Origin of the sequence: Mycobacterium sp. NPDC050041 (assembly GCF_049541695.1) — a bacterium.
Classification (GTDB): Bacteria; Actinomycetota; Actinomycetes; order Mycobacteriales; family Mycobacteriaceae; genus Mycobacterium.
The window spans coordinates 149,251-170,303 of record NZ_JBMVDG010000012.1 but is presented as its reverse complement, the minus strand read 5'-3'; the positions used below and the strand labels follow the sequence as shown (position 1 = coordinate 170,303).

General features: G+C 69.0%; 18 protein-coding genes and 1 rRNA gene. 9 read left to right on the top strand and 10 right to left on the bottom strand.

Going from position 1 to position 21,053, the window contains the following annotated elements:
- A 5S ribosomal RNA gene (rrf, locus tag ACPCHZ_RS27060) occupies nt 1–93 on the top strand; the annotation flags it as partial.
- A 103-nt stretch (nt 94–196) separates the two neighbouring features.
- Here the strand turns inward: rrf and ACPCHZ_RS27055 are convergent.
- From ACPCHZ_RS27055 to ACPCHZ_RS27025, 7 genes are all read right to left on the bottom strand, one after another.
- Nucleotides 197–691, bottom strand: a complete 495-nt coding sequence (locus tag ACPCHZ_RS27055) for a methylated-DNA--[protein]-cysteine S-methyltransferase (RefSeq protein ID WP_423487559.1) — start codon at nt 689–691, stop codon at nt 197–199.
- The gene (locus tag ACPCHZ_RS27050) at nt 688–2,178 is read right to left on the bottom strand and encodes an AlkA N-terminal domain-containing protein (protein WP_423487558.1); all 1,491 of its coding nucleotides are present in this window, start codon (nt 2,176–2,178) and stop codon (nt 688–690) included. The genes ACPCHZ_RS27055 and ACPCHZ_RS27050 overlap by 4 nt, the downstream gene beginning before the upstream one ends.
- 91 nt (nt 2,179–2,269) lie before the next feature.
- Complete coding sequence (locus tag ACPCHZ_RS27045; RefSeq protein WP_423487557.1) at nt 2,270–2,578, bottom strand: hypothetical protein; 309 nt, start codon at nt 2,576–2,578, stop codon at nt 2,270–2,272.
- 2 nt (nt 2,579–2,580) lie between these two features.
- A complete protein-coding gene (locus ACPCHZ_RS27040) occupies nt 2,581–3,237 on the bottom strand; it encodes a DJ-1/PfpI family protein (protein WP_364984248.1) in 657 nt (218 codons plus the stop codon).
- Between the two features lie 142 nt (nt 3,238–3,379).
- Nucleotides 3,380–4,441, bottom strand: coding sequence for a M48 family metallopeptidase (locus ACPCHZ_RS27035; RefSeq protein ID WP_423487556.1), 1,062 nt, complete (start codon nt 4,439–4,441; stop codon nt 3,380–3,382).
- Nucleotides 4,442–4,532: 91 nt separating this feature from the next.
- Nucleotides 4,533–6,356, bottom strand: coding sequence for a fatty acyl-AMP ligase (locus ACPCHZ_RS27030; RefSeq protein WP_423487555.1), 1,824 nt, complete (start codon nt 6,354–6,356; stop codon nt 4,533–4,535).
- A 60-nt stretch (nt 6,357–6,416) separates the two neighbouring features.
- On the bottom strand, nt 6,417–8,021 hold the full coding sequence (locus ACPCHZ_RS27025; RefSeq protein ID WP_423487554.1) for an adenylate/guanylate cyclase domain-containing protein: 1,605 nt from the start codon (nt 8,019–8,021) through the stop codon (nt 6,417–6,419).
- Nucleotides 8,022–8,070: 49 nt separating this feature from the next.
- On the opposite strand from ACPCHZ_RS27025, the gene nucS reads away from it, so the two are divergent.
- Nucleotides 8,071–8,742 carry an endonuclease NucS gene (gene nucS / locus ACPCHZ_RS27020; RefSeq protein ID WP_264013357.1) on the top strand — a complete coding sequence of 224 codons (672 nt, stop codon included), beginning with the start codon at nt 8,071–8,073 and terminating at the stop codon, nt 8,740–8,742.
- Nucleotides 8,743–8,760: 18 nt separating this feature from the next.
- Entirely contained in the window at nt 8,761–9,057 is a 297-nt protein-coding gene (locus ACPCHZ_RS27015; protein ID WP_423487553.1) for a hypothetical protein, read from the top strand.
- Between the two features lie 6 nt (nt 9,058–9,063).
- Here ACPCHZ_RS27015 and mce read toward each other — a convergent pair whose 3' ends face one another.
- Entirely contained in the window at nt 9,064–9,540 is a 477-nt protein-coding gene (gene mce / locus ACPCHZ_RS27010; RefSeq protein ID WP_423487552.1) for a methylmalonyl-CoA epimerase, read from the bottom strand.
- Nucleotides 9,541–9,632: 92 nt separating this feature from the next.
- On the opposite strand from mce, the gene ACPCHZ_RS27005 reads away from it, so the two are divergent.
- From ACPCHZ_RS27005 to ACPCHZ_RS26995, 3 genes are all read left to right on the top strand, one after another.
- Nucleotides 9,633–10,811, top strand: a complete 1,179-nt coding sequence (locus ACPCHZ_RS27005) for an acetyl-CoA C-acetyltransferase (protein ID WP_364984267.1) — start codon at nt 9,633–9,635, stop codon at nt 10,809–10,811.
- A 68-nt stretch (nt 10,812–10,879) separates the two neighbouring features.
- Nucleotides 10,880–11,275: a DUF3817 domain-containing protein gene (locus ACPCHZ_RS27000; RefSeq protein WP_423487551.1), complete on the top strand. Its 396-nt coding sequence runs from the start codon at nt 10,880–10,882 to the stop codon at nt 11,273–11,275.
- A 13-nt stretch (nt 11,276–11,288) separates the two neighbouring features.
- Nucleotides 11,289–12,194 (top strand): tetratricopeptide repeat protein, encoded by a 906-nt coding sequence (locus ACPCHZ_RS26995; RefSeq protein WP_423487550.1) that lies wholly within the window; start codon nt 11,289–11,291, stop codon nt 12,192–12,194.
- Here ACPCHZ_RS26995 and glgB read toward each other — a convergent pair.
- A complete protein-coding gene (glgB, locus tag ACPCHZ_RS26990) occupies nt 12,188–14,437 on the bottom strand; it encodes a 1,4-alpha-glucan branching protein GlgB (RefSeq protein WP_423487549.1) in 2,250 nt (749 codons plus the stop codon). The genes ACPCHZ_RS26995 and glgB overlap by 7 nt on opposite strands.
- Nucleotides 14,438–14,445: 8 nt before the next feature.
- Entirely contained in the window at nt 14,446–16,533 is a 2,088-nt protein-coding gene (locus ACPCHZ_RS26985) for an alpha-1,4-glucan--maltose-1-phosphate maltosyltransferase (protein WP_423487548.1), read from the bottom strand.
- 215 nt (nt 16,534–16,748) lie between these two features.
- On the opposite strand from ACPCHZ_RS26985, the gene ACPCHZ_RS26980 reads away from it, so the two are divergent.
- From ACPCHZ_RS26980 to ACPCHZ_RS26970, 3 genes are all read left to right on the top strand, one after another.
- Entirely contained in the window at nt 16,749–19,358 is a 2,610-nt protein-coding gene (locus ACPCHZ_RS26980; protein ID WP_423487547.1) for a glycosyltransferase family 1 protein, read from the top strand.
- Nucleotides 19,355–20,212, top strand: a complete 858-nt coding sequence (locus ACPCHZ_RS26975) for a virginiamycin B lyase family protein (RefSeq protein ID WP_423487546.1) — start codon at nt 19,355–19,357, stop codon at nt 20,210–20,212. Before ACPCHZ_RS26980 ends, ACPCHZ_RS26975 begins: the two co-directional genes overlap by 4 nt.
- Before the next feature lie 120 nt (nt 20,213–20,332).
- Nucleotides 20,333–21,040 (top strand): MspA family porin, encoded by a 708-nt coding sequence (locus ACPCHZ_RS26970; protein ID WP_423487570.1) that lies wholly within the window; start codon nt 20,333–20,335, stop codon nt 21,038–21,040.
- Nucleotides 21,041–21,053 lie beyond the last annotated feature (13 nt).

Genomic DNA, 21,053 nt, shown 5'->3' with positions numbered 1-21,053 from the left:
GGAAACGCCCGGACCCATCCCGAACCCGGAAGCTAAGCCTGCCAGCGCCGATGATACTACCCATACGGGTGGAAAAGTAGGACACCGCCGAACACACATTAAGTCCCCGGCCCTCCGATTTCGATCGGAGGGCCGGGGCATTTGTATTTGGAGACGCTTAAGCTGGTCGGCAATCGCTTTCGCAATTGCGACCGCGTTATTCGAACAATGCCGGCGCGGCGCGACGCTTTTCCAAATCGAGTAGAGCCCTTTTCTTCGCCAGCCCGCCGCCATAGCCGGTGAGGCTCCCATTCGATCCGATGACTCGGTGACAGGGCACGATGATGCCGACCGGATTGTGTCCGTTGGCCAGGCCTACCGCCCTGAATGCGCCAGGTGAGCCGATCTCGCGTGCGATCTCTCCGTAGGTCCTGGTCTCGCCATACGGAATGGTCAGCAGCGCTTCCCAGACCCGCCTCTGAAAGGCGGTCCCGAGCAGATCGAGTTCGAGGTCGAAATCGATGCGGTCGCCGGCGAAGTACGCCTCAAGTTGGCCGACCGCATCGGGAAAGGCATCGTCGTCGGGTTCCCAGCCGTTCCGGTCGGGTTCGTAGGTCTGATCGACCATGCGCAGGTGCTGGAGTCGTCCGTTCACGCCGGCCAGGGTGAGCAGGCCAACGGGACTGTCCACGGTGCGGAACAGGACGGTCATGATGCCTTCTCCTTCGGTGGCCACTGATTGACGGCGTGGTCGAGAGAGGTCCACAGATGCTGGGTGGCGTACGCCCGCCACGGTCGCCAGCGGCTGCTGTACTCGGTGAGGCGCCTCGGGTCCCCGGGCAGACCGAGCTTCTCGGCAGCCAGCCGGACACCGAGGTCGCTGGCGGGGAAGGCATCGGGGTCCCCGAGGCCGCGCATGGCGATCACCTCGGCGGTCCACGGGCCGATCCCCGGGAGGGCGAGCAGTTCCTCGCGGGCCCGGATCCAGTCACAGCCTGCGTCGAGTGTGACGGCGCCATCGGCGAGGGCGTTGACCATTCCGACCAGCGACCGGCGGCGTGCGGTCGGGAACGCCATGTGCGCCGGGTCGAGGTCGGCCAGTTGATCGACACCGGGGAAGACGTGGGTCAGGCCGCCGCCCGGGTCGTCCACCGTCGCCCCGTGTCTGACGACGATGCGGGCGGCGTGCGTGCGCGCGGCCTTCACCGACACCTGCTGACCGAGCACCACCCGGATCGCCAGCTCGACCTCGTCCACGGTGCGGGGTATGCGCTGTCCGGGCGCCTTCGCGACGAGGGCACGGAGCCGGTCGTCGGCGCTCAACGCGTCGATCACGGCTTCGGGATCGGCGTCGAGGTCGAGCAGTCGCCTGCAGCGGGCGATCGCCGTGGCCAGGTCGCGCAGGTCGTCGAGCACGAGGTCGCAACGGACGTGGTCGGGATGTGGTGTGAGCGCGACGATCCCGCAGCCCGATGGCAGCCGCAGGGTGCGACGATAGACGCCGTTGCGCACCTCCTCGACACCCGGGATCGCGCTGGCCGCGAGATGCCCGAACAGGCCCTCGAAGGCGAACGGCGTGCGCACCGGCAGCCGCAGGGACATCGCGCCGGGCGCCGCGGGCGATTGGCCGAATCGTGCGCCTGCCCGTAGGCGCAGCGCCGTGGGCGTGAGGTCGCAGACGGCGCGGACGGTGTCGTTGAACTGGCGGATGCTGGAGAAGCCGGCGGCGAAGGCCACGTCGCTGAACGGCAGGTCCGTGGTCTCGATCAGGATTCGGGCGGTCTGGGCCCGCTGCGCTCGGGCAAGGGCCAGCGGGTTGGCCCCGACCTCGGCCTGCAGGATGCGCTGCAACTGACGGGTGGTGTAGCCGAGCCGTGCGGCAAGCCCGGTGACGCCGTCACGGTCGACGGTGCCGTCGGCGATCAGCCGCATCGCCCGTGCCACCACGTCGCCGCGGATGTTCCACTCCGGTGACCCCGGTGAGGCGTCCGGACGGCACCGCTTGCAGGCGCGGAAGCCGGCGGCCTGCGCGGCGGCCGCGGTGGGGTAGAACCGCATGTTGCGGGCGAACGGCGGACGCACAGGACAGCTCGGCCGGCAGTAGATCCCGGTGGTCAGCACGGCGGTCACGAACCAGCCGTCGAAGCGGGCGTCCTTGGACTGCACCGCCCTCAGACACCGCTCGAAATCCTCGTGCACACCTCGACTCTTACACGTCGCCTCCGACATCACTGGCGGAAAACCGACATGGTCGTGGTGAGCCGCCGCACTGGATCGGAGCGGCGGCTCCTCAGCGGCGGCGCACGCCGGACACCGCCGAGCGAGGTAATCGGCCGGCGCGCGAATGCCCGGTGAATCGGTCGCCGTCGACCGAGACCTCGAAGGCGAGGTTGAGTCGCATCGGTCTGGTCACCGTCTGCCGCCAGCTGATCTGTCGGCCGCCGTCGCCGTCGACGACGATGTCGGTCAACTCGACGGTCTCGTGCTTGCCTGCGGCGCTGCCGGTGAGCACGCCGTCCTGGTCGGCGAAGCTGTACACGACCTGCAGCGATCCCACCGGCGTCTTGATGGTGACGTCCCAGTCGCCCACGATGCCCACGCTCAGAAGGCCTTCGGTTCGCGGCCGGTGTCGGTCCACACTGTGCCTCGGCGCTCATAGGCGAACATCTGCTCCACCGCCAGTGCGATGCGGGGTCCGTAACCGCGATCGAGCAGGTGCAGCGCCAGGTCCAGACCAGAGGTCACCCCGCCCGCGGTGACGAGGTCACCGTCGTCGACCACGCGGGCCTGCACCGGTATCGCGCCGGTGGCCTCCAGCACGTCGACACCGAGATGGTGGGTGTTCGCGTGGCGGCCGTCGATCAGGCCGGCCATGGCGAGTGCGAGCGATCCGCCGCAGACCGTCGCGACGGTGATGTCGGGATTGGCCATCGCCTGCCGCATCAACGGCACCGCTGCGGTCTCGCCGAACCGGGCGAGGAGGACGGGAATCGTCTCGGCGCCCTCGTCGGGATCGCCTTCCAGCGGTCCCGACGCGCCGGGCACGATCACGTAGCCGGGCTTGGCGGGATCGAGCTGGGCGGTGGCCTGCAATGTCAGACCGCGCGATCCGCTGACCACCGGCCGCGGGCCCTCGGCGGACACCAGTACTACGTCCAGATCCCCACCGGCATAGTCGCTTCCAGCCACCAGTACCTCGTAGGGCGCGATGGCATCGAGGGGGTCGAATCCGTCGAACAACACGATCTGTGCATGCATGCAGTCATGGTCGAGGAGTACAGAACACCCGGAAAGGGACCGCGAGGCCACGACACGCCGGAAAATTGCCAGCAGCCGGCGATGCCGTGGCGCGATCGAATTGCGCAGTGGCGTCATCGCTCACTGTGCAGGGCGTCGCGCGTCAGCTCTCGGCGGGCCCGCCGTTCGCCCGGCGCCACTCGGAGACCTTGCGGCCGAACGAGTCCGCGGCGTTGGTGGCGACCCGCCCCACCCCGTCGACGACGCCGGACAGCCCGTCGCGAAGGCCACGGACGAGCGGATCGTCGGACTGGTCGAACCCGTCCCGGTAGGTGCGCGCCGCGGCCCCGAGATCGCCGCTCCACGAGGCCGACTCGTCATCGGAGCGCAGCGGGTAGTCACCGCCGAGCACTGCGCCGTAGCCGCCGGAATCCACCCACTGGGTCAACGCCGCCGCCCGCAGTACCGAGAAGGGATGGGTCTGCAACTCCAGGTTGAGCAACTTGAGCAGGCCGTCGCGCATGTCGCCGGTGCGGTCGTACTCGCGGGCCTGGGCGAGGAACGCCTGCGAGTCCATCCTGTCGAGCCGGCCGCCACCGGCCAACTTCAACTGGACCCGGATGGCGGCATCGAAATCCTGGCTGCACAGCAGGCCTGCCCGGTCCCCCGACAACTCCGACTTGCGCTGCCACTCCAAGAGTGCCGCCACGATCGCCCGCAACGCCCAGCCGCCGATCGGGATGAACCCGAACGACGACGCCAGCCGCATCAGGTGCATCAGCATGGTGCGGTAGACGGCGTGCCCGCTCAGTGCGTGGCCGAGCTCATGGCCGATGACGAAGCGCATCTCCTCGGCGCTCATCAGCTCGTACATTCCCGAGGTGATCACGATGAACGGCTGGTCCATGCCGATCGTGTAGGCATTCACCGTCGGTGACTGCAGCACGAAGAGTTCCGGTTCGACCGGTGCGTCCAGCACGGCGACGCAGTCCTCGAGCAGCGCGTCGAGGTCGGCGAACTGACGGGGACCCACCCGGGCGGCGCTGGCCAGGTACAGCAGCCGGTGCTGGCGCTCACGAAGCATGCCGGACAACAACTTCAGGACCTGGTCGAAACCCTTGAGCCGGCGCAGCGCGGTGAGTGCGATCCGGTCTGCGGGGTGTTCCCAGGCGCGCGAGCTGATGCCCGGGAACGGGCGCCGCGTCAGCGCAGGTGTCTCGGTCATCAGCCGCCCTTCCTCGTCCGTCAGTTCACGCTAGGACATCCGGCGAAGGGTTCGGCGCACCAAATTCGGCGCACGGTAGGCGCACTCGAGCTCAGCCGGTGGACCTGGTGGTGAAGCCACCCGAGAGGTATGCGCTGCGGCAGGCGCGGCGGGCCAGCTTTCCGCTCGTGGTGCGGGGGATGACGCCGGCCTGCACGAATCGCACGTCGGCGACGGGCAGTCCGTGGCGGCTCGCGACCGCGTCACCGATCGCGGCGATCTCCGGCGCCGGGTCGGCACGCCGCGTGCCCGACGCGCGTTCGGCGACGATCACCAGGCGGTCACCAGGCGCGCGGAATGCCGCGGCGTAACCCCGTCGCACCATGGAAGATGCCTCTGCGGCAGTGTGTTCGACGTCCTGGGGGTAGTGCTGTCTGCCGTCGATGACGATCAGGTCGGCCAGCCGACCGGTGACGTACAACTCCCCGTCGAGGTGCACCCCGAGATCCCCGGTGCGCAGCCATCCGGCCTCGGCCGGGACACCGTCGGCATGGCTGCCGGATCCGAGCCGTGACGCCAGCGTCGCGCCGAAGGCGTGGCTGGACTCCTCCGGGCGTTTCCAGTAGCGCCGGGCGATGTTGTGGCCGTGCAGCCATATCTCGCCGACGTGCCCGTCGGCCATTTCGGCACCCGTGCCGGGATCGGCGATCACCGCCCACTGGCTGCGCGCCACCTGGCCGCAGGACACCTGCGGGACAGCGGCATCGGCGTCGGTGTCGGCGTCCACCGCCGTGCGCACCGCCCTGCCCTCGGCCAGCAGCTTGCGGTCGAAGTGCACCACCTCGGCGCGCGCCGACGGTGCGATGGTCGACACGAACAGCGTCGCCTCGGCGATGCCGTACGACGGCTTGATCGCCTGCGGCGGTAGCCCGTACGGCGCGAAGGTCACCTCGAAGGCACGGATCGCCTCGATGCTCACCGGCTCGGAGCCGATGATCATCACGACATTGCTCAAATCGATGTCCTCGCCGGCGTCGGGCAGGCCGCGCTGCGCGGTGTACTCGTAAGCGATGTTGTGCGCGGCGGTGACGACCCGGCCGCGCCGCGATCCGTCCGAGAGTGCCCGGATCCACCGCTGCGGCCTGCGGATGAAGGCGGCGGGCGACAGCAGCGTCGAGTGGCCGCCGTACACGGCCGGGAAGCCGATCATCGACAGACCCATGTCGTGGTAGAGCGGCAGCCAGCTGACCCCGTGGGTGTTGCGGTCCAGCAGGTCGATGGACAGGATCATCTGCAGCAGGTTGGTGCCGACGTTGCGGTGGGTGATCTCGATGCCGACGGGCGACCGCGTCGATCCGGAGCTGTACTGCAGGTGCGACACGTCATCGACGTCGAGCGTAACCGGGGTGAAGGCGGTGCCCGCGGAGTCGGGTACCTCGTCGACGACCACGATTTCCACCGCCCGCCCGAAGTCCCGTTGCGCGAGATAGTCCCGAACACCTGCGGCGGCTGCAGTCGTGGTGAGCACCACCGACGGACGGGCGTCGCGCATGGCGACGTCCAAGCGCTCGGCGTGACCCTGCATCTCCGGGGCGAACAGCGGCACCGCGATCATCCCTGCCTTGACCGCAGCGAAGAAGGCGGCGATGTAGTCGAGACCCTGCGGGGCGAGCACCGCCACCCGGTCGCCGCGCGCGGCGATGCGCTGCAGGGTGGCGCCGATCGCCCGCAGCCTGCGGCCGAGTTGCGACCACGTCAGCTCCACGGCGTGCCCGTCGGCCGCGCCGGTGTAATCGAGGTAGCGGTACGCGACGTCGTCGCCGACGTTGGCGATGTTGCGGTCGATCAGCGAGATCAGATTCACCCCGGGTGGCAGCACGATGCGGCCTTCGGCGCCCAGGCAGTCCTCGATCTGCAGCAACCCGTCGGTCGTCATGCCACCGAGTGTAGTAAGCGTTACGCGCAGTATCACTAACCTGCGGGACGGTGTGACGGATCAGACGGGCAGGGCCAGCCGGGTGGGCTCGTCATGGCCGCGCAGGGTCACCGTGTCACCCAGCGACCAGTGCTCCCGCTCGTCGTCGGTGGCGTTGGACACCGCGTCCGAGGACGCCACCAGGCGGGCGTCGGTGTCCTTCGCGAGCTCACACAAGCGTGCGGCCTCATTGACCGGTTCGCCGATCACGGTGTACTCGAAGCGCTCCTTGGCTCCGACATTGCCTGCCACCACCTCGCCCGCCGCCACGCCGATCCCGGCCTGGCATTCCGGCACCTCGTCACACAGCCGCCGCGCGATCGCGCGCGCGGCCGCCAGCGCCTCGGCCTCCGCGTTCTCGAGGGCGACCGGAACGCCGAACACCGCGAGCGCCGCGTCGCCCTCGAACTTGTTGACGAAGCCGTGGTGGCGGTCCACTTCTTCGACGATCACCGCGAAGAACCGGTTCAGCAGTTCGACGACCTCGACGGCCGGACGGGCGGTGACCAGTTGCGTCGAGCCGATGATGTCGACGAACACGACTGCAGCATGGCGTTCTTCGCCGCCCAGCTTGATCTTCTGCTGCTCGGCGGCCAGCGCCACCTCGCGGCCGACGTGCCTGCCGAACAGGTCGCGCACCCGTTCGCGCTCGCGCAACCCGTGCACCATCGAGTTGAAGCCGCGCTGCAGTTCGCCGAGCTCGGTGCCGTCGAACACCACCAGCTCACAGTCGTAGTCGCCTTCTTCGACGTGTTTGAGCGCCGAGCGCACCACCCGCACCGGCGTCGCCGTCAGCCATGCCAGCAGCCACATCAGGATCCAGCCGAACACCAGCGCGAAGACGGCGAGGATCATCACCGCGACCGCGAACTGTGTCGGCGTGAGGTTCTGCATCGACAGCGTGATCATCGCCGCCAGCAGAATGCCGAGCACCGGTACGCCGGAACCGACGGCCCAGACCATCATGGTGCGGCCCACGAGGCCGTGTGCCAGCCGCCGGGGCGGCCGGCCCGCTTCCAACGCCTGGGCCGCCACGGGGCGCAACGCGAACTCGGTGAACAGATAACAGCTCGCTGACACCACAGCACCCGGAAAGCTGATGCCGAGGACCACCTTCGGTATGTAGCTGGTGTCCACGAGGCCGTACAGCGTGGTGAGCAACACGGTGCCCCCGCCCCACAGCACCAACAGCACGCGCGTCAGGCGCCACGGAGCGAAGAACGTGTTGCGCTGATCATCCCGGGTGGGCGGCCGTTCCTCGATGGCCCACCGCACGTTGTTGATCACCCGCCACGTCGCCCAGAAGACGCCGACGACCAGTGCCGCGGCGATGTAGGCCGGGGCGACGATCGCGGTGATCCAGAGGACCTTCGTGTCGAAGACGCTCGGCGCCGGGAACGTGACGGTCTGCACGAGGACGGCGATCCCGATGCCGATCAGGTTCGCCACCACCACGAACGCGGTGAGTATGGTCTGGATGCGCAGACGCCTGCGGTGCTGACTGTCCGACACCTTGCCCAGGAGCCAGGACCCGTAATCGGGGGTGTTGGTGATCCGCCCGCTCTGCCGGGTGACCGCTTCCAGCACCCTGCCCATCCGCTGTGGCACGCTCATCTTGGTGCTCATCGTCAGGTCAGACTAATTCGCGCCCGCCCGAGACCCTAAGGTTGTCGACGTGCGACTCGTGATCGCCCAGTGCACCGTCGACTACGTCGGCCGTCTCACCGCCCACCTACCGTCGGCCCGCCGGCTGCTGCTGGTCAAGGCCGACGGTTCGGTGAGCGTGCACGCCGACGACCGGGCCTACAAGCCGTTGAACTGGATGAGCCCGCCGTGCCGTCTGGTCGAGGACACCGACGGACCGCTGCCCGTGTGGGTGGTGGAGAACAAGGCGGGCGAGCAACTGCGCATCACCGTCGAGGCGGTGGAGCACGACTCCAGCCATGACCTCGGCATCGACCCCGGGCTGGTCAAGGACGGGGTGGAGGCACATCTGCAGAAGCTGCTGGCCGAGCACGTCGAACTGCTCGGCGTGGGCTACACCCTGGTGCGGCGCGAGTACATGACCGCCATCGGCCCGGTCGACCTGCTTTGCCGCGACGAGACCGGCCGCTCGGTCGCCGTCGAGATCAAACGGCGCGGCGAGATCGACGGCGTCGAGCAGCTCACCCGCTACCTCGACCTGCTGAACCGCGACTCGCTGCTGGCACCGGTCAGCGGGGTGTTTGCCGCCCAGCAGATCAAGCCGCAGGCCCGGACGCTCGCTGTCGACCGCGGAATCCGCTGTGTGACACTGGATTACGACCAGATGCGGGGGATGGACAGCGACGAGTACCGGCTGTTCTGAGCCCGTAGACTCGGCGGCATGCCCAGGCGCCGGACTCCGCCGAGGCGGCCGCGTCCGTTGCCGCCGTCACTCGCCGCGCGGCGGATCGAGACGGGCACGGACGGCCTGGACTACGAGGTGCGGCCGATCGCGGGATCACGCGCCTCGAAGGTCTACCGGTGTCCCGGCTGTGATCACGAGATCCGGGTCGGCACAGCGCACCTGGTGGTGTGGCCGGCGGACGCGGGCGAGTCGGCGGTCGACGACCGTAGGCACTGGCACACGCCGTGCTGGACGAATCGCGCCCGAAGGGGTCCGACGCGACGTTGGTCGTGACCGACGTCAGTGCGTGGTGTCCGCCGCGGGCTCGACGAGCTCGATCAGCACCCCGCCGCCGTCCTTGGGGTGAATGAAGTTGATCCGCGAGTTCGAGGTACCCCGGCGCGGCACGTCGTAGAGCAACCGGATGCCCTGCTCGCGCAGGCGCTCGGTGAGTGCGTCGATGTCGCTGACGCGGTAGGCGAACTGCTGCAGGCCGGGGCCGCGCTTGTCGATGAACTTCGCGATGGTCGACGTCTCGTCGAGTGCCGCCATCAGCTGAACCTGGGAGCTGCCCTTGGGGGCACCGCGCACCGCGAGCATGGCCTCGCGAATCCCCTGGTCTTCGTTGACCTCTTCGTGCAGCACGATCATGCCGAGATGGTCGTGGTACCACTTGATTGCGGCGTCCAGATCCGGCACCGCGATGCCCACATGGTCGATAGCCGTGACCAGGGCCGTGGCGAGGACGGGACGGGCGTCAACTTGATCGGCGGTCATAACGCAAAGGTAACCTAAGGGCCTCGGTTTCGATACTGACGGTCTAGTGGATAGCCTCGTCGGAGCCGCTCTAAACCGTGATGGAGGTTGGTATGACGACGTCGGTGATCGTTGCTGGAGCCCGCACACCGGTGGGCAAGCTGATGGGTTCGCTGAAGGACTTCTCGGGCAGTGATCTGGGGGCCGTCGCCATCAAGGCCGCCCTCGAGAAGGCGGGCGTCGCGCCGTCGGCCGTCGAGTACGTGATCATGGGCCAGGTGCTGACCGCAGGCGCCGGGCAGATGCCGGCCCGTCAGGCCGCGGTGGCGGCTGGTATCCCCTGGGACGTGCCTGCGCTGACGATCAACAAGATGTGCCTGTCGGGCATCGACGCGATCGCGCTGGCCGACCAGCTGATCCGCGCGGGGGAGTTCGACGTGGTGGTGGCCGGCGGCCAGGAGTCGATGAGCCAGGCGCCGCACCTCCTGGTGAACAGCCGGGCGGGATACAAGTACGGCGACGTCACCGCGGTCGACCACATGGCCTACGACGGCCTGCACGACGTGTTCACCGATCAGCCGATGGGCGCGCTCACCGAGCAGCGCAACGACGTCGACCAGTTCACCCGCGCCCAGCAGGACGAGTACGCGGCGCAGTCTCATCAGCGGGCGGCAGCGGCGTGGAAGGACGGGGTGTACGCCGACGAGGTGGTGCCGGTGTCGATCCCGCAGCGCAAGGGCGACCCGCTCGAGTTCACCGAGGACGAGGGCATCCGGGCCAACACCACCGCCGAGTCCCTGGCCGGGCTCAAGCCGGCGTTCCGCAAGGACGGCACCATCACCGCGGGGTCGGCGTCGCAGATCTCCGACGGCGCCTGCGCCGTCGTCGTGATGAACAAGGCCAAGGCCGAGGAGCTGGGCCTGACCTGGCTCGCCGAGATCGGAGCCCACGGCGTGGTCGCCGGCCCCGACTCCACGCTGCAGAGCCAGCCGGCCAACGCCGTCAAGAAGGCGATCGCCAAGGAGGGCATCACCGCCGACCAACTCGACGTGATCGAACTGAACGAGGCATTCGCGGCAGTCGCGCTGGCCTCCACCCAGGAGCTCGGCGTCGACCAGGAGAAGGTGAACACCAACGGTGGTGCGATCGCGATCGGCCATCCGATCGGGATGTCCGGCGCCCGCATCACCCTGCACGCCGCGCTGGAACTCCAGCGCACCGGCGGCAAGTATGCGGTGGCCGCGCTGTGCGGTGCGGGCGGTCAGGGTGACGCCCTGATCCTGCGCCGCTGAGGTTGCGCGGCCGCTCGGCGGCACCGCGCTACGACGGGGTGTAGTAGCTGGCTCCCCGATCGGGCACAATGGCGCCCATGACACGTGCTCTCGATCTGCGCTCGGTGGCCGGATGGCTGCGTCTGGTGGGTCTGCTGGAGGCGGTGAGTTGGGTCGGTCTGCTGGTCGGGATGTACTTCAAGTACGTCGGCAGCCCGAGCACCGAGATCGGCGTCAAGATCTTCGGGCCCATCCACGGCGGCATCTTCATCGGGTTCGTCGTGGCGGCGGTGGCGGCGGGCGTGACGTTCCGCTGGGGTGTCACGACGTGGTTGCTGGCGTTGCTGGCCAGCGTCGTGCCGCTGGCCACTGTGATCTTCCTCATATGGGCCGATCGCACCGGCCGGATGGGGTCCGTCACCGCGTCCGCGGCGGGGTCGGCGCCGATCCCGCAACCGGGCCGGACGGCGTCGGAAACGACGTGACAGACTTGGACACGTGACTCGTCCACGACCTTCCGTCGGGCCCGCACTGGCCGGTGCGGTTGACCTTTCGGCGCTCAAGCAGCGCGCCGCCGCACCCACCGAAGCCGCCCCGTCCGGTGGCCCCGGTGGCGCGCACGTCTCCGAGGTCACCGAGGCCAACCTCGAAGCCGAGGTGCTGGTCCGGTCCGGCCAGGTGCCCGTGGTGGTGCTGCTGTGGACGCCGCGCAGCGACGCCAGCGTCGCGCTCGGCGAGGCCCTCGCGGCGCTCGCGGCCGACGACGGCGGCACGTGGTCGCTGGCCCTGGTGAACGTCGACACCACCCCGCGGGTGGCGCAGATGTTCGGTGTGCAGGCGGTGCCCACGGTCGTCGCGCTGGCAGGCGGGCAGCCGATCTCGAGCTTCCAGGGTGCTCAGCCCGCAGAGCAGTTGCGCGGCTGGATCGACTCACTGCTCGAGGCGACCACCGGAAAGCTCTCCGGCACAGGCGATCCCGATCAGCCCGAACAGGTCGACCCCGCGGTAGCGCAGGCCCGCGAGCACCTCGACGCCGGAGACTTCGACGCCGCCCTCTCGGCGTATCAGGCCATCCTGGCCGCCACCCCGAATCACCCGGAGGCCAAGGGTGCGGTGCGCCAGATCGTGTTCCTGCAGCGCGCCACCGCCCACGATCCCGACGCGGTGACGGCGGCCGACGCCGCCCCCGACGACATCGACGCGGCATTCGCCGCGGCCGACGTTCAGATCATGCAGCAGCAGGTCGAGCCCGCATTCGACCGGCTGATCGCGCTGGTCAAGCGCACCGCCGGCGACGACCGCACCAAGGTCCGCACGCGGCTGATCGAACTGTTCGACCTGTTCGACGCCGCCGACCCCGAGGTCATCGCCGGCCGGCGCAAGCTGGCCAACGCGCTCTACTGAACGTCGCCGGAACCGAGTTCGGGTTGCTCGTATTCGAACCACAGCGCGGCCAGCGGCGGCAGCACCATCACCGCCGATGCCGGACGTCCGTGCCAGGGATCGTCGGTGGCCTCGACCGCGCCGAAGTTGCCGATGCCTGAGCCGTGGTACACGTCGGCGTCGGTGTTGAGCACCTCGCGCCAGGTCCCGGTCTGCGGCAGGCCGAGGCGGTACCTCGAGTGCTCGGCTCCGGAGAAGTTGAACACGCAGGCCATCACCGAGCCGTCGTCGCCGTAGCGCAGGAAGCTCAGCACGTTGTTGGCCGAGTCGTTGGCGTCGATCCAGGAGTAGCCCTCCGGCGTGGTGTCGCGCGACCACAGCGCCCGGCGGCTGCCGTAGATGCCGTTCATGTCGCGCATCATCCGCAGGATGCCGTCGGAGAAGCCCTGCTCGTCGAGCTGCCACCAGTCCACGCCGCGCTCTTCGGACCACTCGGCACGCTGGCCGAACTCCTGACCCATGAACAGCAACTGCTTACCCGGATGCGCCCACTGGTAGGCCAGCAGGCCGCGGATCCCCGCCGCCTTGGCGTGGTCGTCGCCGGGCATCCGGCCCCACAGCGTCCCCTTGCCGTGCACCACTTCGTCGTGGCTGATCGGCAGGACGAAGTTCTCACTGAACGCGTAGATCATCGAGAAGGTGATCTCGTGGTGGTGGTAGCTGCGGTGGATCGGGTCGCGGCTGATGAACGCCAGCGTGTCGTTCATCCAGCCCATGTTCCACTTCATCGAGAAGCCCAGGCCGCCGAGATTCGTCGGTCGCGTGACGCCGGGCCATGAGGTGGACTCCTCGGCGATCGTGACGATGCCGGGTGCGACCTTGTGCACCGTGGCGTTCATCTCCTGCAGGAACTGCACCGCCTCGAGATTCTCCCGGCCGCCGTAGATGTTGGGCGTCCAGCCGCCCTCGGGGCGCGAGTAGTCCAGGTAGAGCATCGACGCCACGGCGTCCACCCGCAGCCCGTCGATGTGGTACTCCTGCAGCCAGTACAGCGCGTTGGCCACCAGGAAGTTGCGCACCTCGGACCGGCCGAAGTCGAAAACGTAGGTGCCCCAGTCCAACTGCTCACCACGGCGCGGGTCGGCATGCTCGTAGAGCGCGGTGCCGTCGAACCGGCCGAGCGCCCACGCGTCCTTCGGGAAGTGGGCGGGCACCCAGTCCACGATCACGCCGATCCCGGCCCGGTGCAGCGAGTCGACCAGGTGCCGGAACTCGTCGGGACTGCCGAACCGCGACGACGGCGCGTAGTACGACGTGACCTGATATCCCCAGGAGCCGCCGAACGGATGCTCGGCGACCGGCAGCATCTCGACGTGGGTGAAGCCCTGCTCGACGACGTACTGCGTGAGCTGGTCGGCGAGTTCGGTGTAACTCAGGCCCGGCCGCCACGAGCCGAGGTGCACCTCGTAGGTGCTCATCGGCTCGAACACCGGATTGCGCAGCGCCCGACGGGCCATCCAGTCCTCGTCGCTCCATGTGTAATGGCTCTGCGTGACACGCGAAGCCCGCTGCGGTGGCACCTCGGTGGCGAAGGCCATCGGGTCGGCCCGCTCGGTGACCACGCCGTCGGCGCCGTGCACCCGGAACTTGTACAGCCCGTCGGCGGGGAAGTCGGGCCAGAACAGCTCCCACACGCCCGTCGAACCCAGCACCCGCAGCTGCGCCTCGGTGCCGTTCCAGTGGTTGAAATCGCCGATCAGGCTGACGCCCTTGGCATTCGGCGCCCACACCGCGAACGAGACACCCTCGACCACGCCGTCGGCGGTGGTGAAGCTGCGCGGATGCGCGCCGAGCACCTCCCACAGCCGCTCGTGGCGGCCCTCGGAGAACAGGTGCAGATCCACCTCGCCGAGGGTCGGCAGGAACCGGTAGGGGTCGGCCGTGTGGTGCACGTGCGGGGTTTCGCCGCCGTGGTCATAGCTGACCTCGAGCCGGTAGTCGACCAGCCCGGTGAAGGGCAGCGCCACCGCGAAGAGGCCGGCCTCGATGTGGGTGAACACGTGTCGTTCGCCGCCGACGACTGCGACCACCTCGAGGGCGTGCGGCCGGAAGGCGCGCAGCACCGTGTGATCGTCGTACTCGTGCGCGCCGAGCACCGAGTGCGGGTCGTGGTGTTCGCCGGACAGCAGGCGGTTCAGGTCCGCGGTGTGGGGCCGCAGATGCGGACTGGTGACCTCGTTGGTCACGTCGGGGGCCTTAGCCATGGTGTCGATCACTCCCTACGAAGCAGGTTGGGACGTTGTTCGGCCGGTATCTGGGGCATGTTGAACACATGTGCCACCGCCTTGGCGGGATCGAGCCGCACGTAGTTCGACTGACCCCACTGGTACTCCTCGCCGCTGATCTCGTCGCGCACCCAGAAGCGGTCGTAAGGTTGCATTCCCAATGCGGCCATGTCCAACCACACGGTGGCCTCCTCGGGCCCGAACGGGTTGAGCGTCACCACCACCAGCACCTGGTCACCGGTGACCGGGTCGAACTTGCTGTAGGCCATGACCGCGTCGTTGTCCGGGTAATGGAACGCGATGGTGCGCAACTCGTGCAGCGCCGGGTGCACACGGCGGATCTCGTTGAGCCGGGTGATGAACGGCTCCAGCGACTCGCCGTCGGCGAGGGCCGCCTCGAAGTCGCGGGGACGCAGCTCGTACTTCTCCGAGTTCAGGTACTCCTCGCTGCCCTCCCGGACCGCGCGGTGTTCGAAGAGCTCGAAGCCCGAATACACGCCCCAGGTGGAGCTCATCGTCGCCGCCAGCACCGCGCGGATGGCGAACATGCCTGGCCCGCCGTGCTGCAGGCTCTCGTGCAGGATGTCGGGGGTGTTCACCCACAGGCTCTGCCTGCAGTAGTCGGCGTGCTCGGCGATCTGCTGGCCGAACTCGGTGAGCTCCCATTTCGCGGTGCGCCAGGTGAAGTACGTGTAGGACTGCGTGAAGCCCAGCTTGGCCAGGCCGAGCAGCCGCGCCGGCCGGGTGAAGGCCTCCGCGAGGAACAATACGTCGGGATCCTCGCGCTTGACCTCGCCGATCAGCCACGCCCAGAAGTTCGGCGGCTTGGTGTGCGGGTTGTCGACGCGGAACACCTTGACGCCGTGCGACACCCAGTACCGCACCACCCGGAGCACTTCCTCGTACAGCCCGGCCGGGTCGTTGTCGAAGTTCAGCGGATAGATGTCCTGGTACTTCTTCGGCGGGTTCTCCGCGTAGGCGATGGTTCCGTCGGGCAGCACGGTGAACCACTCCGGGTGGTCGCGGGCCCAGGGGTGGTCGGGGGCGCACTGCAGGGCGAGGTCGAGTGCCACCTCGAGGCCCTCGTCGCGCGCGGCGGCGACGAACCCGTCGAAGTCCTCGATCGTGCCGAGGTCCGGATGGACGGCGTCGTGGCCGCCCTCGTCGCTGCCGATCGCCCACGGCGAGCCCACGTCATCGGGGGCCGCCGTCACGCTGTTGTTGCGGCCCTTGCGGTGCACCTTGCCGATCGGGTGGATGGGCGGCAGGTAGACGATGTCGAAGCCCATTCTGGCCACCCGGGGAAGTGCCTTGGTGGCGGTGGCGAACGTCCCGTGCACCGGATGGCCCTGGTTGTCCCAGCCGCCGGTGGACCGCGGGAACAACTCATACCAGGAGCTGAACCGGGCCAGCGGCCGGTCCACCCACACGCCGTATTGCTCACCGCGGGTGACCAATTCGCGCAGCGGGTACTCCGCGAGCATGTCCATCAGGTCCGGGGCGAGGGCCGCGCCCGCGCGGGTGAACGGATCACCCGGCTCGCGCAGCCGGGCCGCCGCCTCGGCCAGCGGGAACCGATCCTGGCGCGGCACACCCGTTGCCGCGCGGTCCAGCAGCTTGGCGCCGATCAACAGATCGTTGTTCAGCTCGGCCTCGCTCTGGCCGGCGTCGAGCTTGGCGGTGACCGCTTTTCGCCACGTCGCGATCGGGTCGCCCCAGCCGTCCACCCGGTATGTCCACAACCCCACCCGGTCGGGCACGAACTGCCCGTGGAAGACGTCGGGTGTGCGCCCCGGCGCCATCGGCAGGGCCTGTGGCCGCACCTTCGCCTGCGGGTTGACGACCTCCTGGATCGGCACGGGTTCGCTCGGGCTGGCCCGGACCGCCGGTGCCTCGGCGAGGTCGGGGTAGTTGGTGCCGTGATAGCGCACCACCAGGGTCGCCGCCACCGCGTCGTGGCCCTCGCGCCACACCGTGGCCCGGACCGGAACCACCTCGCCGACGACCGCCTTGGCCGGATACCTGCCGTTTGACACGACGGGCGCGACGTCATCGATACCGATACGACCGGCCACCCACCTGCTCCTCACACTGGCGCGGCCACCGGGACCGCGGATGTTCGAGATCGAGGTACGAGAAAGCTCGTACGAACGCCGCGGTGGTCTGATGCCGACACCGCGAAGTCCCTGAGCGCCCTATACCCACCGTAGTGTCCGGCCCAATCAAACGAACACGATCGGATGTGGGCAGCGGACTGCGCCGCCCGGATTTGTCAGTAAGGTTGAGTCACGTGAAAGCCCTGAGAAGGTTCACTGTCCGCGCCCATCTCCCTGACCGGTTGTCGGCGCTGGAACGGCTGTCCATCAACCTGCGCTGGTCCTGGGACAAGCCCACACAGGACCTGTTCGAGGCCATCGACCCGGACCTGTGGCGACAGCTCGGCTGCGATCCGGTCGCGCTGCTCGGCGGGGTCAGCCCGAAACGTCTCGACGCCCTCGCCGTCGACGAATCCTTCCTGCGCCGGCTCGACGGGCTGGCCGCCGATCTGGACGACTACCTGACCCGCCCGCTGTGGTACCAGCAGCAGATCTCCGCGGGCACCGCCCTGCCCAACGGCATCGCCTATTTCTCGATGGAGTTCGGTGTGGCCGAGGTGCTGCCGAACTACTCCGGCGGCCTGGGCATCCTCGCCGGCGATCACCTCAAGTCGGCCTCCGACCTCGGCCTGCCGCTCATCGCGGTCGGCCTGTACTACCGGTCCGGCTACTTCCGGCAGTCGCTGACCGCCGACGGGTGGCAGCGCGAGAACTATCCGTCGCTGGACCCGCAGGGCCTGCCGCTGCGGCTGCTGACCGACGCGGCAGGCGACCCGGTGCTGGTGGAGCTGGCGCTGCCCGATGACAACCCGCTGCGGGCCCGGGTGTGGATCGCGCAGGTTGGCCGGATCCCGTTGCTGCTGCTCGATTCCGACATCCCGGAGAACGACCACGACCTGCGTGGCACCACCGACCGGCTCTACGGCGGCGACCAGGAGCACCGCATCAAGCAGGAGATCCTGGCCGGCATCGGCGGGGTGCGGGCGATCCGGGCGTACACCGAGGTCGAGGGGCTGCCCTCGCCGGAGGTCTTCCACATGAACGAAGGCCACGCGGGATTCCTCGGCGTCGAACGCATCCGCGAGTTGATCGACGCCGGGCTGGACTTCGACACCGCGCTCACCGTGGTGCGCTCCTCCACCGTGTTCACCACCCACACGCCGGTGCCCGCGGGCATCGACCGGTTCCCCGTCGAGATGGTCAAGCGCTACTTCGGCAGCGCGCCGGGCACCCCGGCGGGTGCGAACTCCCGGCTGCTGCCTGGGGTTCCGCTGGACCGGGTGATCGCGTTCGGGGAAGAGGACGATCCGGCGAAGTTCAACATGGCCCACATGGGGTTGCGATTGGCCCAGCGCGCCAACGGGGTGTCGCTGCTGCACGGACGGGTCAGCCGCGAGATGTTCAACGAGCTGTGGCCGGGGTTCGACCCGAACGAGGTCCCGATCGGATCGATCACCAACGGTGTGCACGCGCCGACCTGGGCGGCGCCCGAGTGGATCGAACTGGGTCGGGAGATGCTCGGCGCGGACAACCTCGACTCGCTGCGCGAGCCCGACACCTGGCAGCGGTTGCAGGAGGTCGACTCCAGCCACCTGTGGTGGATCCGGTCGAAGCTGCGACGCGCTCTGGTTGAGGACGTCCGGGCGCGGGTGCGCCGCTCGTGGCTGGAACGCGGTGCCTCCGACGCCGAACTCGGTTGGATTGCATCGGCTTTCGATCCGGATGTGCTCACCATCGGCTTTGCTCGCCGGGTGCCGACCTACAAGCGGCTGACGTTGATGCTGCGTGACTCGGACCGGCTCGAGCGGCTGCTGCTCGACACCGAGCGGCCGATCCAGCTGATCGTGGCGGGCAAGTCACACCCCGCCGACGACGGCGGCAAGGCGTTGATCCAGCAGATCGTGAAATTCGCCGACCGGCCCGAGGTGCGGCACCGCATCGCGTTCCTGCCCGACTACGACATGTCGATGGCGCGACAGCTGTACTGGGGCTGCGATGTCTGGCTCAACAACCCGCTGCGGCCGCTTGAGGCGTGTGGCACGTCGGGGATGAAGAGCGCGCTCAACGGCGGACTCAACCTGTCGATCCGCGACGGGTGGTGGGACGAGTGGTATGACGGCGAGAACGGTTGGGAGATCCCGACTGCCGACGGGCTGGCCGACGAGACCCGTCGGGACGACCTCGAGGCCGCCGCCCTCTACGACCTGCTCGAGAAGTCGGTGACGCGGAAGTTCTACGACCGCGACGAGCACGGGGTGCCGGCCAGGTGGGTGGAGATGGTCCGGCACACCCTGCAGGCGCTGGGGCCGAAGGTGCTCGCGTCGCGGATGGTGCGCGACTACACCGAGAAGTACTACGCGCCCGCGGCCCGGTCGCTGCGCAAGACCGTCGAGCCGGTGAACGGGACGACCTTCGGTGCGGCCGGGGAGCTGGCCGACTACCGGCGGCGTGCCGCCCATGCGTGGCCGAAGATCCAGATCACCGACGTGGACAGCTACGGCCTGCCGGACACACCGCTGCTGGGCTCCGAGCTCACGCTGACCGCCAACGTCCAGCTGGCCGGCCTGCGACCCGACGAGGTCACCGTGCAGGCGGTGCTGGGCCGCGTCGACGACAGCGATGCGCTGAAGGACCCGGCGACGGTGGCGATGGCGCACACCGGAACCGCCGACGGCGGCACCGAGGTGTTCTCCACCACCACCCCGCTGCCGGTGGCGGGGCCGGTGGGCTACACGGTGCGGGTACTGCCGCACCACCCGCTGCTGGCCGCCGACAACGAGCTCGGCCTCGTCACGCTGGCGTGAGCGCCCTCAAGGTAGCGCTCGAGGGCGGACCCTACGCCCTGGCAGCCGGTCCGGACCGGGCGATCTGGGTGACGCTCGTGCACGGCGGCGCCGTCGCCCGGATCGGCGGGGACGGCCGGCCGGACGACGACGTGACGGTGTATCCCGTCGCACCCGGGTCGAGACCGTCACTGATCACCGCCGGCCCGGACGGCGCGATGTGGTTCACCCGCACCGGGGACGACCGGATCGGCCGGATCACCACCGACGGGGAGCAGACCTCCTACCCGGTGGCCGACGACAGCGGACCGTACGGCATCACCGCGGGCCCCGACGGTGCACTGTGGTTCACCGGGACCACGTCCGGGGAGATCGGTCGCATCTCCACCGACGGCCAGGTGACCCGCGAGGCCGGGCTGGGCGGCTTCCCCGCGATGATCACCGCCGGTCCGGACGGTGCGCTGTGGTTCACGCTCAACCAGGGCAATGCCGTCGGGCGGCTCGAACCGGCAGGGGATCTGACGGTGCGCGAGGTGCCGACCAGCGGCGCAGGTCCGGTCGGCATCGCCGCCACCCACGACGACGCGGTGTGGTTCACTGAGATCCTCGCCGAGAAACTGGGCCGCATCCCGATGGACGGGCCGATCGAGGAACTCGAGCTGCCCGGCAAGCCGCACGCGGTGATCGCCGACCCCTCCGACGGGGTGTGGGTGAGCCTGTGGGGGTCCAGCCAGATCGCCAGGGTGAGCGGCGACGGCGAGGTGGTCACCATCGATCTGCCGCCCGGCAGCGAGCCGCACGGGCTGGCGATCGGACCGGACGGGGCGCCGTGGATTGCGCTGGAGACCGGGTTCGTGCTGCGGCTGCCGATCTGACGTTGCGGACGATCTGGCGACTATCCGTAAACCCGTGACGTCGGTCGCGGTAGGTTCGGCGCTGTGACGGATCGGGGACGGTGGTGGCGGGCACTCACAGCGGTGGCCGCGGCGGGATGGATGTGCGCGACGCTGGGCGGAATGACGCCGACCGCGGTCGCCGAACCGGAACCGCAGCCGGTCGCCGCCGACGCGCCGCCGCCGGAGGGTGCGCCGCCCCCCGAGGGCGCGCCGCCGCCCGACCCGGGCCGTGTCGAGTCGACCCCGCCGGCCACCGTCACCACCCCCGACGACTGGGTGCTGACTTTGTCGGCGCGCGACGAGACGCAGGCGATCATCCCGCCGCTCACCACGGCGTTGTCCTCGCGTGAGTACGTCGTGGGCGGCACCTACGACGGCGAGCTGTCCGGACCCGATGAGGGCGAGCCGCCACACGGCACGCTCGAGGTGGGCTACGAGATCGGCTGCGGCATCGACATGAGCACCTCCAACGGCGTCTCGCTGACCGCGACGGCGGGCCTCAACCCGTCGATCGGCCTGATCGGCACCGACCTCATCTCACCGATCCCGGACGGCATCGTCCCCGGGCTGGGCAACAATCTCGGCGGCGGTGTCACGGTCGGCCTCAAGCCCGGCATCATCAACATCGTGCCGGTCACCAAGAAGGAGTTCACCGGCGCCGACCCATGGGTGATGATCAGCAACTTCCGGGTGAAGATCGACGGTTGCGTCGGTGAGTCGTTCATCCGTTCCTACGCGTTCCTGACCCGCTCGACCGATCAGTCCGACGCTGTGCTGGCCTGGTACGGCACCACCAAGAAGGTCTGACGGCGTTTGCCTG